We start from the raw sequence: 16,652 nt of genomic DNA, 5'->3' as shown, positions 1-16,652 counted from the left end.
TGGCCTATTTTTTATCTAAAACTTTAGAAAATTATTTAAGAGAGTTGTGAATCAGGAACTCTTCTTCAACACCTTTCAGTTTCATCTCATCCATAATGAAGTTCACAGTGTTCAGCAAACGTTGCTCACCTTTAGGAATGAGGTAGCCGAATTGGCTGTTGGTAAATGGTGTTTCACAGCGAGCTGCTTCAAGGCGTTCGTCCGTCACTTGGTAGAATAGGCCTTCCGGAGTTTCAGTCACCATTACATCAACTTTGCCTTCCGCAACGGCTTGCGGTACATCTAAGTTGTTTTCGTAGCGAGTGAAGCTTGCATTCTGTAAATGAGCATCTGCAAACATCTCGTTAGTGCCACCGATATTTACGCCAACACGGACCGAAGATAGATTCACTTTCTCGATGCTGTTGTACTTTTCTGCTTTACCTTTAGCGACTAAGAAACACTTACCAAACGTCATGTAGCCTTGAGTTTGTTCTGCGTTTAGCTGACGCTGCATTTTACGTGTAATGCCTCCCATCGCGATGTCGTACTTATCGTCGTCTAGGTCGGTCAGCAGATCTTTCCATGTGGTACGAACAATCTTCAATTCAACGCCTAATTGCTCCGCGATGTGCTGTGCAACATCGATATCGTAGCCAGAGTAGCCTTTACCATCAAAGTAAGAAAATGGCTTATAGTCGCCAGTGGTGCCCACACGAAGGGTACCGGATTTTTGAATGTCTTCTAACTGGTCAGCTTGTGCGACACCAGAAAGTGTCAGAGCAATGGAAGCAAGTAATAGTGATGTTTTTTTCATTGTAATTATCTGTTGTGTTTGTGTTGTCATTCAAAGTAACAGAAACAATCTGAGAAAGAGATCAAACCATTGGAAAGGTTGGAAAATAAGATAAAACGAGGGCAGGAGATAGGCATTTCTATGGTTTGTGAGCATTAATCGAGATGCGTTTCATATTCTAATTTGATAAAGCGAAGGCAAATAAAAAGCCCATGTTATCGAATAACATGGGCTTCATTGTGGTTTATCTTGTTAGCTGTTTAGCTGTTTAGCTGTTTAGCTGTTTAGCTGTTTAGCTGTTTAGCTGTTTAGCTATTTAGCAACTGACTCGTTGTTCATCTTAGCTGGAGCTTTAGATGCGTTAACCAGAAGGATACCAACGGTTAGTACCATCGAACCACATAGTAGGAACAATAAGCGTCCTGTTGGTTCGTTTGGAATCAGAGCCATTGCGAGGATACCGAAACCTGCCGTGCTGATAAGCTTACCAAGCATTGAACGCTGTTTAGTATCTAGGTTCTGCTGCTCTTCACCTTCCGCTACTAACGGCGTGTTCCAGTTAGTGAATAGTTGGTCAACTTCTTTCTCACGCTCTGGCGTTAGGCCTTTGTAGAAGCGAGACGTTAGGATGAAGTAACCACCCGTGAACACTACGTGAGCTGCTAAGCTTAGACCTACCTTCAAGTCGCTCCATTCACGGCCTGTAAGGGCTGTTTCTAGACCAAATAGGTTTTCGATGTCTTCTGCTTGAAGCGAAATACCGAAGATGTAAGAAACGAAACCACCTACAACTAGTGTTGACCAACCCGCCCAGTCTGGCGTCTTACGAATCCACATACCAAGTAGTACAGGGATAAGCATTGGGAAGCCAATCAATGCACCAACATTCATTACGATGTCGAATAGGCTCAAGTGACGTAGAGAGTTGATGAACAAACCAATCGAGATAATGATGATACCCATCATGATGGTTGTTAGCTTACTTACAATAACCAGCTCTTTTTGTGTCGCGTTTTTACGAACAATAGGGCTGTAGAAGTTCATCACGAAGATACCAGCGTTACGGTTCAAACCTGAATCCATAGAAGACATCGTTGCAGCGAACATTGCAGACATTAGAAGACCAACCATACCTGCAGGCATTACGTTTTGTACGAATGCTAGGTAAGCAGCATCACCCGCTTTATCGCCCATTGATGCGTATTGATCCGCAAACTCAGGCATGAATGCACTTACGTACCAAGGTGGTAGGAACCAAATTAGTGGGCCAACAACCATAAGGATACATGCTAGGCCTGCCGCTTTACGTGCGTTTTCACTGTCTTTTGCACATAGGTAACGGTAAGCATTGATGCTGTTGTTCATTACACCGAACTGCTTCACGAAGATGAATACAACCCAAAGGATGAAGATGCTCATGTAGTTTAGGTTGTTACCTAACATGAAGTCGCCGTCGAAGTTAGCAACGATGTTAGTTAAGCCGCCACCGTGGAAGTAAGCTGCTACCGCACAAGTGATTGTCACGGCCATGATTACAAGCATTTGCATGAAGTCAGAAGCAACAACCGCCCAAGAGCCGCCCGTTACTGCCATCAATACTAGAACCATACCCGTTACCACAATGGTAGCTTCCATTGGGATATTGAATACCGCTGCTACAAAGATAGCTAGACCGTTTAGCCAGATACCTGCAGAGATAAGGCTGTCCGGCATACCTGCCCATGTGAAGAACTGTTCAGACGTTTTACCAAAGCGCTGACGAATAGCTTCGATCGCCGTTACCACACGAAGTTGGCGGAACTTTGGAGCGAAGTACATATAGTTCATGAAGTAGCCAAAAGCATTGGCTAAGAATAGGATTACAATAACGAAACCGTCATTGAACGCGCGTCCTGCGGCACCTGTAAACGTCCATGCTGAAAACTGTGTCATAAAGGCAGTTGCACCAACCATCCACCACAACATTTTGCCGCCCCCTCTAAAGTAATCACTTGTTGAGGTGGTGAACTTACGGAACATCCAACCAATCGCGATTAAAAAGAAGAAGTAGGCGAGAACAACAAAAGTATCAATAGTCATCTTTTCAGCCTTTTAAATATCATAATTAACTGGGCTTAGATTAACGCGTACAAAGGTTTATTTGTACTACAATATGTCTTTAGTATGATCTAGGTCGCATTGATTTTTTCTTTAATATTAGTGGCTAAATTAAGTTATTGTTTTTAATGATTTTAATTGGCATCTAATTTTGGTTTTGTTTGATGTTTAACGACCCAATAAATGTACATATGTATTACAATATAAACCAAAAAACAATAACAGAGGTCACCCATAAGACTTTAGTTATAACCGTAACAAATGTGCTACAAATGAGCCCAATTTTGCGACAGCTCTCATAATTAAAATTACGACATAATTATCAACCATCACGTGGTTAACGCAGAGGTAGCTTGTTGTTTTTAAGTGCTTATTTGATTATTTGATTATTTGATTATTTGATTCTTATGAGCTGTAGCACCGCCCATAGTTTCTTTTGATTTCAATATCAGTGAAGGTAACTAGTATTTTGTTCGAATAGTGCTCTTAAAATGCAAGCTGGCTACTCATTTGAGAGTTGGGGCCTAGCAATGGTGAATTAAAGTGGTCAATAAGTAGGGGGAAGTGGTGGAGCGCTTAGGAGAAAGTTAAAGTGGTTCGTGGTGAATTAGATGTAGCGTGGTGAATTAGATGTAGATAGGTTTGTACGACAAAAGCTAGGGGCTTTAGCATATATTAGCGCTTGAGTGTAAATGACCATACCAACGCCTAGTGGGAGCGGTAAGCTAAAGCGTAGACAACAAAAAGCCCCACCGAAGTGAGGCTTTATCAGCAAATCTAAAACAGATTAAGCGTTAACGTGTTCAACTGCATCACGTACTAGTTTGCCTAGCTCGTCCCATTTACCTTCGTCGATAAGGTTAGTTGGAACCATCCAAGTACCGCCACACGCAAGTACAGAAGGGATAGATAGGTATTCGTCTACATTCTTCAAGCTCACGCCACCAGTAGGCATGAATTTAACAGGGTAAACCGCAGTTAGTGCTTTAAGCATGCCAGTACCGCCTGAAGGCTCAGCCGGGAAGAACTTCAACGTACGAAGACCCATTTCCAATGCTTGCTCAACTAGGCTTGGGTTGTTAACACCTGGTACGATCGCAACACCTTTGTCGATGCAGTATTGAACTGTACGAGGGTTGAAACCTGGGCTAACGATGAAATCAACACCAGCTTCGATAGATGCGTCAACTTGCTCGTTAGTCAGTACAGTACCCGAACCGATTAGCATGTCTGGGAATTCTTTACGCATGATGCGAATCGCTTCGATTGCACATTCCGTACGTAGTGTGATTTCTGCACATGGCATGCCGTTTTCAACGAGTGCTTTGCCTAGGGGGATAGCATCTTCAGCACGGTTGATCGCGATTACAGGGATTACTTTCAGGTTTGCTAGTTGTTCATTTAATGTAGTCATGAATTCTTTCTCACGTTAATTGTGGGCTTGCTTAAAAAAGCAAGCCCTTGATTAATATATAAAGTATCTAATTATAGAGACAGATCAGGCGTCGCTTCTAGCGGAATAATCGCACCTGGATGCTGAATTACGGTTCCTGCCACAATATGACCAGCAAACGCTGCATCACGAGCATTGCCACCGCTCAAGCGTTTAGCAAGGAAACCTGCGCTGAACGAGTCTCCAGCCGCTGTCGTGTCAACGATGTTGTCTACTGGGTTTGGTGCAACGTATTGAGCGCCCTGGCTTTCAACAACTAAACAGTCTTTTGCACCGCGCTTAATGATGATCTCTTTCACACCAGACTCAGACGTACGTGCAATGCACTGTTCAATGCTTTCGTCGCCGTACAACTCTTGCTCATCATCGAACGTAAGCAGTGCTGTATCTGTGTACTTAAGCATTTTTAAGTACCAAGAAATCGCTTCTTGTTGGCTTTCCCAAAGCTTTGGACGGTAGTTATTGTCGAAGAATACTTGGCCGCCTTGCGCTTTAAATTTGTCTAAGAAGGTGAATAGCTGTGTACGTCCATGCTCTGTCAGGATAGCTAGCGTAATACCACTTAGGTAAACCGCATCAAAAGAGAATAGCTTATCAAGCAGAGCTGGAGTGTCTTCTTGGTCAAACATGAATTTTGCAGCAGCATCACTACGCCAGTAATGGAAGCTACGTTCACCAGTTTCATCGGTTTCGATGTAATAAAGCCCTGGCTGTTTGTGATCAAGTCGAGCAATTAAACTAGTATCGATACCTTCTGATTGCCACTTTTCTAACATGTCAGTACTGAATGGGTCAGTGCCTAATGCCGTAACATAGCTGGTGTTGATATCTTGCTCTTTAGTTAAGCGTGACAGGTAAAGTGCTGTATTTAGTGTATCGCCACCAAAACTTTGCTTAAGCCCGTCTTGTTTCTTTTGTAGCTCAACCATGCACTCGCCAATGACCGCGATGTTTAATGATTTCATATGCTTACCTTAGCAACTGAGGTTGCGCTATTCATTATTTTAGGAAATCTTCACGCGCAGGGTTGAAGATATCAAGAAGGATGCTGTCTTGCTCTAGAGCAACCGCACCGTGCATCATGTGTTTACGAGCAAAGTAAGCATCGCCTTCTTTAAGCACTTTCTTTTCGCCTTCGATTTCAGCTTCGAAACTACCACGAACTACGTAACCGATTTGGTCGTGAATCTCATGAGTATGAGGGTGGCCAATCGCGCCTTTATCAAAACATAGATGAACAGCCATAAGATCGTCAGTGTAAGCAACGATTTTACGCTTAATGCCGCCGCCAAGTTCTTCCCATGGGTTTTCATCTAGAATAAAGAAAGAGTTCATTGTGTATCTCCTAATCTGTTTAAATCTTTTAAGTGTTACTTAACTGTGTTCATCATAAGGTAATGACTTCAATTGTAATACAATATATCTAGAATTGTGTGATGACGATCAAGTGATACTTTATATAGCCTAAATAAATCAACAACTTAACAAACGCCTGTTATTCGCCATTCACTATCTACATCAATGACTTACAGTGATTTATGTGATTCTACTCATCATTTCGCACTGAATAGCTATAATTAAAGTTCATATTGTATTACTTTATATGGAGTTTGAAAATTTAATCAAAGTTTAAGCAGATAAACTCTTTATTGAGGGTGGCAAAGAATATGACGACTAAACCAGTATTGTTGACTGAAGCTGAAATAGAGCAACTTCACCTTGAAGTAGGCCGTTCTAGCTTAATGGGTAAAACCATTGCAGCGAACGCGAAAGACCTAGAAGCGTTCATGCGCTTACCTATTGATGTTCCTGGTCATGGAGAAGCGGGTGGTTATGAACACAACCGCCATAAGCAAAACTACACGTACATGAATTTAGCTGGTCGCATGTTCTTGATCACTAAAGAGCAAAAGTACGCTGACTTTGTTACAGAATTACTAGAAGAGTACGCAGACAAATACCTAACGTTTGATTTCCACGTACAGAAAAACACTAACCCTACCGGTCGTTTGTTCCACCAAATCTTGAACGAACACTGCTGGTTAATGTTCTCAAGCTTGGCTTACTCTTGTATTGCTTCAACATTGACACAAGAGCAACGTGACAACATTGAGTCTCGTATCTTCGAACCAATGCTAGAAATGTTCACAGTGAAATACGCACATGACTTTGACCGTATCCACAATCATGGTATTTGGGCTGTAGCCGCTGTAGGTATCTGTGGTCTTGCTCTTGGTAAGCGTGAGTACCTTGAAATGTCAGTCTACGGCATTGACCGTAACGACACTGGCGGTTTCTTAGCGCAAATCTCTCAACTGTTTGCACCTTCTGGCTACTACATGGAAGGTCCTTACTACCACCGTTACGCGATTCGCCCAACTTGTGTATTCGCGGAAGTGATTCACCGTCATATGCCTGAAGTGGATATCTACAACTACAAAGGTGGTGTGATTGGTAACACGGTACAAGCGATGCTGGCGACAGCGTACCCGAACGGTGAATTCCCAGCTCTGAACGATGCATCTCGCACAATGGGCATTACAGACATGGGTGTTCAGGTGGCAGTGAGCGTTTACAGCAAACATTACTCATCTGAAAACGGCGTTGACCAAAACATTCTTGGTATGGCGAAGATTCAAGACGCAGTTTGGATGCACCCATGTGGTCTTGAGCTATCTAAAGCTTATGAAGCGGCGTCTGCTGAGCAAGAAATCGGCATGCCTTTCTGGCCAAGTGTTGAATTGAACGAAGGTCCTGAAGGCCACAACGGCGCACAAGGCTTTATTCGTATGCAGGATAAGAAAGGCGACGTTTCTCAGTTAGTGATGAACTACGGTCAACACGGCATGGGTCACGGCAACTTCGATACGCTGGGTATTTCTTTCTTCAACCGCGGTCAAGAAGTGTTACGTGAATACGGTTTCTGTCGTTGGGTTAACGTGGAGCCAAAATTTGGTGGCCGCTACCTAGATGAAAACAAATCTTACGCTCGTCAAACGATTGCTCACAATGCAGTAACGATTGATGAAAAATGCCAAAACAACTTTGATGTTGAACGTGCAGACGCCGTACACGGCTTACCACACTTCTTCAAAGTAGAAGACGAGCAAATCAACGGGATGAGTGCGTTTGCTAACGATCACTACCAAGGTTTTGACATGCAACGCAGCGTGTTCATGCTAAATCTTGAAGAGTTGGAATCTCCGCTACTATTGGATCTTTACCGTTTAGATTCTGAGAAAGGTGGCGAAGGCGAACACCAATACGATTACTCGCACCAATATGTCGGTCAGATTGTTCGTACTAACTTTGAATACCAAGCGAACAAAGAGTTGAACACGCTGGGTAGTGACTTCGGTTACCAACACCTATGGAACGTAGCAAGCGGTGATGTGGATGGCACGGCACTTGTGAGCTGGCTACAAAACAACACCTACTACACATGGTTAGGTGCAACGTCTAACGACAATGCTGAAGTTATCTTTACTCGCACTGGCGCGAATGACCCAAGCTTCAACCTACGCTCAGAGCCTGCTTTCATTCTACGTAGCAAGGGTGAAACAACACTGTTCGCTTCTGTTCTAGAAACGCACGGTTACTTCAACGAAGAGTTCGAGCAATCAGTCAATGCTCGCGGCGTTGTGAAAAACATCAAGGTTGTCGCGCATACAAATGTGGGTTCAGTCATCGAAATCAGCACAGAGAAATCAAACGTGACAGTGATGATCAGCAACCAACTTGGCGCGACTGACAGCACAGAACACAAGGTAGAACTGAACGGCAAAGTATACAGCTGGACAGGCTTCTACTCAGTAGAGACAACTCTACAAGAAACAAATTCAGAAGAACTTAGCACTGCAGAGCAGGGGAAATAATAATGAGCTATCAACCACTTTTACTTAACTTTGATGAAGCAGCAGAGCTTCGTAAAGAACTTGGCAAGGATAGCCTTTTAGGTAACGCACTGACTCGTGACATTAAACAAACTGACGCTTACATGGCTGAAGTTGGCATTGAAGTACCAGGTCATGGTGAAGGCGGCGGTTACGAACATAACCGTCATAAGCAAAACTACATCCACATGGATCTAGCGGGTCGTTTGTTCCTTATCACTGAGGAATCGAAGTACCGTGATTACATCGTAGATATGCTAACTGCGTACGCGAAGGTTTACCCAACGTTAGAGAGCAACACAAGCCGTGACACTAACCCACCGGGTAAGATCTTCCACCAAACATTGAATGAAAACATGTGGATGCTGTACGCTTCGTGTGCGTATAGCTGTGTTTACCACACGATTTCTGAAGATCAAAAAACACTGATCGAAAACGACTTGTTTAAGCAAATGATCGACCTATTCGTCGTGACTTACGGTCATGACTTCGACATCGTACACAACCACGGTCTATGGGCTGTGGCTGCGGTTGGCATCTGTGGTTACGCGATCAACGACCAAGAGTCAGTAGACAAAGCACTGTACGGCTTAAAACTGGACAAAGTAAGCGGCGGTTTCTTAGCGCAACTTGATCAACTGTTCTCGCCAGACGGCTACTACATGGAAGGTCCTTACTACCACCGTTTCTCTCTGCGTCCAATCTACCTATTCGCAGAAGCGATTGAACGTCGTCAACCAGAGGTCGGTATTTACCAATTTAACGATTCAGTGATCAAGACAACCTCTTACTCTGTATTCAAAACAGCCTTCCCAGACGGCACATTGCCAGCTCTGAACGATTCATCGAAGACGATCTCTATCAACGATGAAGGCGTGATCATGGCGACGTCTGTGTGTTACCACCGTTACGAGCAGACTGAAACTCTGCTTGGTATGGCTGATCACCAACAAGACGTTTGGGTTCATGCTTCTGGTAAAACACTGTCTGATGCGGTTGATGCAGCAGACGACATCAAAGCATTCAACTGGGGTAGCCTGTTTGTAACGGATGGCCCTGAAGGTGAAAAAGGCGGCGTAAGCATTCTTCGTCACCGTGACGAAAAAGACGGCGACCCTAAGACCGCAGATACCATGGCGTTGATTTGGTTTGGTCAACACGGCAGCGACCACCAGTACCACTCTGCGCTAGACCACGGTCACTACGACGGCCTGCATCTAAGCGTATTCAACCGTGGCCACGAAGTGCTGCACGATTACGGCTTTGGTCGCTGGGTAAACGTTGAGCCTAAGTTTGGTGGTCGTTACATTCCAGAGAACAAGTCTTACTGTAAGCAGACGGTTGCTCACAACACAGTAACGGTTGATCAGAAAACCCAGAACAACTTCAACACAGCATTGGCTGAGTCTAAGTTTGGTCAGAAGCACTTCTTCGTAGCAGACGATCAGTCTCTACAAGGTATGAGCGGCACGATTTCTGAGTACTACACTGGCGTAGACATGCAGCGCAGCGTGATTCTTGCAGATCTTCCTGAGTTCGAAAAGCCGCTAGTGATTGATGTTTACCGCATCGAAGCTGACGCTGAGCACCAGTACGACTTACCAGTTCACCACTCTGGTCAAATCATCCGTACTGACTTCGATTACAACATGGAAAAAACGCTTAAGCCACTAGGTGAAGACAACGGTTACCAACACCTATGGAACGTGGCTTCAGGCAAAGTGAACGAAGAAGGTTCTCTAGTAAGCTGGCTACATGACAGCAGCTACTACAGCCTAGTAACCAGCGCTAATGTGGGCAGCGAAGTTATCTTTGCTCGCACTGGTGCTAACGATCCAGACTTCAATCTTAAGAGTGAGCCTGCGTTCATCTTACGTCAGTCTGGTCAAAACCATGTGTTTGCTTCTGTATTGGAAACACACGGTTACTTTAACGAGTCTATCGAAGCCTCTGTAGGCGCTCGTGGTCTGGTTAAATCGGTGTCTGTTGTTGGTCATAACAGTGTCGGGACTGTTGTGCGTATTCAAACGACATCTGGCAACACTTACCACTACGGTATTTCAAACCAAGCTGAAGACGCGCAGCAAGCAACTCACACTGTTGAGTTTGCTGGTGAGACATACTCGTGGGAAGGATCATTTGCTCAACTGTAAATGATCAACATATATCGTTTAATGACGGTATGTGCTGATGTGGTGCTTTGCGGGAACGAAGTGCCACGTCATGTTCGGTTGGTAGGGTGCTCGCATCTAAATAACTGAACGAAACTAATGTCGATGACAAAGAATATCGGAAATAAGTCAAACCGAGTAACTCGTTGCGAGTTGCTCGGTTTTTTTATGTATGTGATTTGAGAGTCACTCTTTCACGCGTACTGGAATTGACCGTGGGGAATTAGAGTGGCTCGAAGATAACCAGAGTAGGCCGAAGATAACCAGAGTGGACTAGAGTTTAGATTGGAGATTAATCGACAAGGGAATCAAGTATGAAAGGATTAATGGCGGTATTGATGATTTCAAGCGCTGCTTATGTCAATGCGGAAACCGTAGTTAAGAACAGCATCAAGGAATTCGTACGCTATCAATATCAAGACAAAATCAGTTATGGGAAGTTAGATAAAGGCGATGTGTTACCTATCAGCGGTGACATCTTCGGTGAGTATGCCGTCGCAAAAACCTCGATTCCTCTTGAGTCTGTCGAAGTATTATTGCCTATCAAGCCTGAAAAGGTGTTTGCGGTAGGGATGAACTTCGCCAGTCACCTAGCATCACCTGCCAATGCGCCGCCCCCTATGTTTCTTAAACTTCCTTCTTCTTTAATCCTGACAGGCGAAGTGATTCAAATGCCACCTAAAGCGAAGAACGTCCACTTTGAAGGAGAGCTGGTGGTCGTGATTGGTAAGGAGCTTAGCCGAGCCAATGAAGAAGAAGCCGAACAAGCGATCTTTGGTGTCACTGTGGGTAACGATATTACAGAAAGAAGCTGGCAAGGCACGGATTTACAATGGTTACGAGCGAAAGCATCCGACGGCTTTGGGCCGATTGGTAATACGATTGTTCGTGGCATCGATTATAACAAGGTGCAACTGACCACTCGTGTTAACGGAGAGGTTGTGCAGCAAGAAAGTACCTCGTTCATGATCCACAAGCCTCGAAAAGTGGTTAGCTACTTGAGTCACTATTTTACCCTTAAGCCGGGCGATCTTATTTTTATGGGCACACCGGGCAGAACGTTTGCGTTATCCGATAAAGACAAAGTGAGTGTTACCATTGAAGGGGTAGGGACGGTCGTTAATGAAGTGCGCTTCTAAGCGTGAGTTTGTCCGTAACACCTCAACAAACAAAAGCCTACTCTGTGAGTAGGCTTTGATCTTAGCTAACCGTCAATTTGACGTTGTTTTATTATTTAGATGAGGGCTTTTCGAGCTTTGGCAGCCAACCATTCTGAGAAGACAACCGTCACGAGAATCGCACAGAAAATCACAGTCACTTGAGGCCATGCCAGCATCGCCATTGATTCTTGCAGTTTCAAACCGATACCGCCTGCGCCTACTAATCCTAATACTGTAGATTCCCGAATGTTGATATCCCAACGAAACAAGCTCGTGCCGATAAAGCTTGGCATCACTTGAGGAAGAATGCCGTAGTTCAACACTTGCAGCGGAGATGCGCCCGTCGATTGAATCGCTGACATTTGTGTTGCGTTCACTTCTTCAATTGCTTCGTACATCAACTTAGCCACGAAACCAATCGAGCGTAGGGCAATCGCGATAATACCCGCCAACAAGCCTGGGCCGATGATCGCCACTAACAGAAGAGCCCAAATTAAAGAGTTAATTGAACGGCTTGCCGCGATGATAAAGAGCGCAATAGGTCTGATAAACGTCATGCTTGGTGTCGTGTTACGTGCCGCTAAGAACGCAACCGGAAACGCCAGTACGATCCCCAACAATGTGCCAAGTGTCGCGATGTTAATGGTGTCCCACAACGGGCTCCAAAGTGAATCTAAGTAGCTCCATCTCGGCGGCCACATACGTGAAGATATATCAGCAAGTTGATTTGGTGAGTCAGTCACAAAGTACCAAATCGTATCCTTGTTCATGACTTGCCATGCAAAAACGGTCAAAGCAACAAAGCAAAGCCAGCCAATCCAAAGCATCAGACTCTGTTTACTGTCGTAACGCTGCCATTGGGTATGATTCATGGCGATTGAAGGTGTGTCATTTAGCGTGCTCATTGGTCGTTCCTTACTGCACATGCTTACGGATGATGGTCGATAGATATTCACACAACATCATGATCACGATAATAATCAATAGGATAGCGACTGCGGCGCTGTACTCGTAGCGGTCCATTGCTGTATTCAATGTTGCGCCAATACCACCTGCGCCAACAATGCCAATCACGGCAGACTCACGGAAGTTGATGTCAAGTCGGTACATCGAAAGGCCAATAAAGCGCGGCATAACTTGTGCTTGAATGGCGTAATTCACTTGTTGTAGCCAGCTTGCGTCAGTCGCACGCATTGCAGTGAGTGGCGCAGGGTCAATGGCTTCGATTTCATCAGCAAACAGTTTTGCAAGAAAGCCTATGGTCACGAAGGTTAGCGTGACAAAACCAGCAAAGGTGCCAAAGCCAAATAGCGCAACACATAAAATAGCGACGATGATCTCTTGTAAGCTTCGGGCTATAGAAATGAATCCACGACAAAATAGGTAGATTGGCGTTGGTGCTAAGTTCTTTGCTGCACCAAGCCCAAATGGAATAGAAAGAATCACACCAGCGACCGTTGAGGTAAGTGTCATGGTCAGACTTTCAATTAAGCCTTGATATATGTTGTCCCAGCGTCCGCTGAAATCTGGGTTCATGAAGGCCATAATGAACTGTAAACCACGCTCGCTACCTTCGTAGATACGAGCCCAATTGACATCAACTGATTGTGTCGCTAGGTACAAGTAAACCGCGACTACGATGATCAAGCTCCAACGTAACCATGGGCTTGAAATCAAAGGTGGCTTTGTCCACTGTTTGGCTAACTGCACATCGTGAATATTAATGATGGCTGGAAGTTGTTGCTCAGAACAAATTTCGCTAATCAAGCGCATGATTTGGCGTGCCGTACGTGGATCAAGTGCCGCTGTTGGTTCGTCAATCAAGAGTAACTTGGGTTTCTGAGCGAGTGCTCGGGCAATACCAACACGTTGACGCTGACCACCCGACAGAGCGTCAGCTCTCTTATTTGCGTGTTCCAATAACCCCACACGATCGAGTAGGGCATAGGCTGCTTGGATATCCGACTCTGGAAAGCGGCGAGTGAAGCTTTGCCAGAAATTCACATACCCTAAACGGCCTGAAAGCACGTTTTCCATTACCGTTAAACGTTCAATCAGCGCGTACTCTTGGAAGATCATCCCAATCTCGCGGCGTGATTGTCTTAGTTGGCGCTTGGAAAGCGTTTCTAGATTGGTATTGGAAAAGATTACTTCGCCGCTGGTGGGTTCGGTGAGCCGGTTAATACAACGAATAAGCGTTGATTTTCCGGCACCAGATGGGCCAATCAATCCAACCACTTCGCCGGCATTCACCGACAAGCTAACGTTGGTCAAGGCTTTATCAGAACTGGAGTAGTGCTTGGTAAGCCCTTTTAGGGTAAGAGTAGACATAGTATTCCTATAAGACCGGTGTACTAAGCGTTCGCCTGAGGCTGAAATGGGAAGTAAACCGCTGAAAGTGGTGAGTAACTGCAGGCACATGTACCTGCAGCTAGTTTTAGTGTGTGTTACGGGTTTATCTGTGTGGTACTGGTTTAGCGTTTGAGTCGTTTAGCTACAGGTGTAAGACACTTTGTTTGCTGTATCGATAGTGCGAATGACTTCCCAATGCTCTTGGTAAGTGATTGGAACAAACTTCGCTTCGCCGTTACGCTCAAATTCTTCTTGAAGCTTTGTGCCTTCCCAGTCGAAAGTGAAGAAGGCTTTTTGAATCTTCTCTTGCAGCTCTGGCGTTAGGTTATGCGCTGTGCCGTAAGCCGTTGTTGGGAAGGTTTGAGACTTGTAGATGCTCTTGATTTGATCTTCTTTCACCACTTCGCGTGAAAGCATGCGGTTCAATACTGAGTTCGCTACCGCTGCTGCATCGTAGTCTTTGTGCGCCACACCTAATATAGAGTTGTCGTGCGCACCAGAGAATGCAGGTTTGAAATCACGGTCAGGTTGAAGTTGGTATTCCGCGTCCAAAATGGCAGAAGGTGCTTTAAAGCCAGAGTTCGATGTTTGTGATGTGAACGCTAAATTTTTACCTTTTAGATCTTCCACGTTTTCAATACCAGAACCCGGATGAGTGATGATTTCCATTTCGTAACCGAAAGAGCCATCTTCCGCGGCCATCATGGTGAATGGGGCAAAGCCTGCGCAGTTAACCGCTAGTGGTGTAGAACCTGTGTTGAAACCTGCGATATGCAGACGACCTGAACGCATAGCTTCGATTTGAGCTGCGTTATTTTGAACAGGAAAGAAACGAACCGTCTTTTCCGTTGTTTTTTCAAGGTGGCTCAAAAACTCGCTCCACACATCAGCGTATACTGCTGGATCTTCAACTGGTGTATAAGCAAAAATTAGCGTGTTTGGATCAACCCATTGCGATTCGTCTTGAGGAATATCCGCGACCAAGTTGCCAGTACGATCTTCGTATCGTGTATCCATTGCTAATGCAGAACCAGAAAAAATCAGCGCAGCAGTAATAGCGCTTTTAAGCGTAAGATTCGTTTTTGTCGGTTTCATTATTTCAGTCCAATTGAGTGATTTGTTGGGGAGGGAGTATAGAAATCGAGGATGACAGAACCGATGCGTTTTGATGACGGATTTATGAGTGGTGTAACATATTGTTTCTGAGTGCCTGAATTTGGATGCTTTCTAAGTGTTTGATTAGTTGAGTAAAATAGTAGGCTATTAGGGTTTGAGATTTTACTTAATTGGCGATAGGTTGAAATACTGTTATAGTGATCCTTAAATAATACATAAACATAACATATAAAATAAGTGAACTTATGGTTAGCTGTTTTAATTCAATTTCGGGCTCGAAGCGCAGCCTGCACGTTCAAGTAGCGCGTGAGATAGCTCGTGGGATCTTGTCTGGCGATCTGCCTCAAGGTTCTATTATTCCTGGTGAAATGGCGTTGTGTGAACAATTTGGTATCAGCCGAACGGCGCTTCGTGAAGCTGTTAAGCTTTTGACTTCTAAAGGCTTGTTAGAGTCGCGCCCAAAAATTGGTACTCGCGTAGTCGACCGTGCGTACTGGAACTTTCTTGATCCTCAACTGATTGAATGGATGGACGGCCTAACCGACATAGACCAATTCTGTTCTCAGTTCTTAGGCCTTCGTCGTGCGATTGAACCAGAGGCATGTGCATTGGCAGCAAGGTTTGCAACTGCTGAGCAACGCATCGAGCTTTCAGAGATCTTTCAAAAGATGGTAGAAGTGGATGCTGCTGAAGTATTTGACCAAGAAAGCTGGACAAACATCGACATTCGTTTCCACAGCTTGATCTTCAATGCAACTGGTAACGACTTCTACCTGCCATTTGGCAACATTCTGACGACCATGTTCATGAACTTCATCGTGCACTCTTCTGAAGAGGGCAGCACATGTATCAATGAACACCGCAGAATTTATGAAGCGATCATGGCTGGCGACAGTGAAAAAGCGCGTACAATGTCAGCTGCTCACTTGCAAGATGCTAACCACCGCTTGGCGACTGCAAGCTAAAGACGGTTTTCAACTTCATTTGAACCAGTCAAAAAGGTATGCCAAGTGCATGCCTTTTTTGTTTTTAGAAAGCGTGTTGCACCATGTGTGGCACTGTTTTGGTTCATCCTCGCTTTTAGCTCCTTCTTAAGTTAATTCCTTCTTGTATACGCCTAGCGGTCGTTCTCTTTACCATCAAAATAACAATAATATTACGCTCGATATTCGTTTTTAGACACTCGAACTCCCCTCATATAATTATGCGTCATCCATGATTTTTCATTTTTGTATATTTTGAATCCGCCATCGTTTGAACAGGATATGCCGCTTCAATATGGATTAATTTAAGTTGAATTCTAATGAAATTATCCACTCTCAATAGATAAAAAACACTGGTTTATTGTGTGATAAATGAGGGGGAGTTCAGCTCTGGTTTGGCTTTTATTATTTTTGAGAATTTTATATTTATATGTGTTTGGTTGTATTTGTTAATAAGTGTGCAAAGTCTCATTTTGTTATAAGCCTTTGATTTTGATGGTTATTATGTTCTTTGGTCTTGGTTTTTTGAGTTTTTACCTCAAACACCAGTAATTTCCTTAATGGATTGGCCATATTCCATCCTATGTCATATATATAATTAACTTAATCAATCAAAATAAGATCGCCATCACTTATTTGGATTATTGTACTA

At 44.3% G+C, this 16,652-nt stretch carries 12 protein-coding genes; 4 read left to right on the top strand and 8 right to left on the bottom strand.

Annotated elements, in window-relative coordinates:
• Positions 1-31 precede the first annotated feature (31 nt).
• The 5 genes from F0251_RS08890 to F0251_RS08870 all read right to left on the bottom strand — a co-directional run bounded on the left by F0251_RS08890 (position 32) and on the right by F0251_RS08870 (position 5,660).
• A complete protein-coding gene (locus F0251_RS08890) occupies positions 32-796 on the bottom strand; it encodes a transporter substrate-binding domain-containing protein (RefSeq protein ID WP_171730824.1) in 765 nt (254 codons plus the stop codon).
• Between the two features lie 291 nt (positions 797-1,087).
• The gene (locus F0251_RS08885; RefSeq protein WP_061032724.1) at positions 1,088-2,854 is read right to left on the bottom strand and encodes a transporter; all 1,767 of its coding nucleotides are present in this window, start codon (positions 2,852-2,854) and stop codon (positions 1,088-1,090) included.
• Between the two features lie 805 nt (positions 2,855-3,659).
• Positions 3,660-4,286, bottom strand: a complete 627-nt coding sequence (locus tag F0251_RS08880; RefSeq protein WP_171730823.1) for a bifunctional 4-hydroxy-2-oxoglutarate aldolase/2-dehydro-3-deoxy-phosphogluconate aldolase — start codon at positions 4,284-4,286, stop codon at positions 3,660-3,662.
• A gap of 71 nt (positions 4,287-4,357) precedes the next feature.
• Positions 4,358-5,290: a sugar kinase gene (locus F0251_RS08875; RefSeq protein WP_105057255.1), complete on the bottom strand. Its 933-nt coding sequence runs from the start codon at positions 5,288-5,290 to the stop codon at positions 4,358-4,360.
• A 34-nt stretch (positions 5,291-5,324) separates the two neighbouring features.
• Positions 5,325-5,660, bottom strand: coding sequence for a cupin domain-containing protein (locus F0251_RS08870; RefSeq protein ID WP_009846518.1), 336 nt, complete (start codon positions 5,658-5,660; stop codon positions 5,325-5,327).
• A 332-nt stretch (positions 5,661-5,992) separates the two neighbouring features.
• Here F0251_RS08870 and F0251_RS08865 point away from each other — a divergent pair, with 332 nt between their 5' ends.
• The 3 genes from F0251_RS08865 to F0251_RS08855 all read left to right on the top strand — a co-directional run bounded on the left by F0251_RS08865 (position 5,993) and on the right by F0251_RS08855 (position 11,528).
• Entirely contained in the window at positions 5,993-8,200 is a 2,208-nt protein-coding gene (locus F0251_RS08865) for a heparinase II/III family protein (RefSeq protein WP_171730822.1), read from the top strand.
• Positions 8,201-8,202: 2 nt separating this feature from the next.
• Entirely contained in the window at positions 8,203-10,371 is a 2,169-nt protein-coding gene (locus F0251_RS08860; RefSeq protein ID WP_171730821.1) for a heparinase II/III family protein, read from the top strand.
• 356 nt (positions 10,372-10,727) lie between these two features.
• Positions 10,728-11,528, top strand: coding sequence for a fumarylacetoacetate hydrolase family protein (locus F0251_RS08855; RefSeq protein WP_162884342.1), 801 nt, complete (start codon positions 10,728-10,730; stop codon positions 11,526-11,528).
• A gap of 95 nt (positions 11,529-11,623) precedes the next feature.
• On the opposite strand, the gene phnE is transcribed toward F0251_RS08855, so the two are convergent.
• From phnE to phnD, 3 genes are all read right to left on the bottom strand, one after another.
• The gene (phnE, locus tag F0251_RS08850) at positions 11,624-12,454 is read right to left on the bottom strand and encodes a phosphonate ABC transporter, permease protein PhnE (protein ID WP_171730820.1); all 831 of its coding nucleotides are present in this window, start codon (positions 12,452-12,454) and stop codon (positions 11,624-11,626) included.
• Positions 12,455-12,464: 10 nt separating this feature from the next.
• Positions 12,465-13,880, bottom strand: coding sequence for a phosphonate ABC transporter ATP-binding protein (phnC, locus tag F0251_RS24560; protein WP_171730819.1), 1,416 nt, complete (start codon positions 13,878-13,880; stop codon positions 12,465-12,467).
• Positions 13,881-14,039: 159 nt separating this feature from the next.
• Positions 14,040-14,996, bottom strand: a complete 957-nt coding sequence (gene phnD, locus F0251_RS08840; RefSeq protein ID WP_171730818.1) for a phosphate/phosphite/phosphonate ABC transporter substrate-binding protein — start codon at positions 14,994-14,996, stop codon at positions 14,040-14,042.
• 266 nt (positions 14,997-15,262) lie between these two features.
• Between phnD and F0251_RS08835 the strand changes: the two genes are divergently transcribed.
• Positions 15,263-15,982: a FadR/GntR family transcriptional regulator gene (locus F0251_RS08835; RefSeq protein WP_171730817.1), complete on the top strand. Its 720-nt coding sequence runs from the start codon at positions 15,263-15,265 to the stop codon at positions 15,980-15,982.
• The last annotated feature ends 670 nt before the right edge of the window (positions 15,983-16,652 follow it).

This window comes from Vibrio sp. 070316B, assembly GCF_013114115.1.
Classification (GTDB): Bacteria; Pseudomonadota; Gammaproteobacteria; order Enterobacterales; family Vibrionaceae; genus Vibrio; species Vibrio chagasii_B.
The sequence above is the reverse complement of the archived record's forward strand: the minus strand, read 5'-3'. Positions and strand labels throughout refer to the sequence as shown.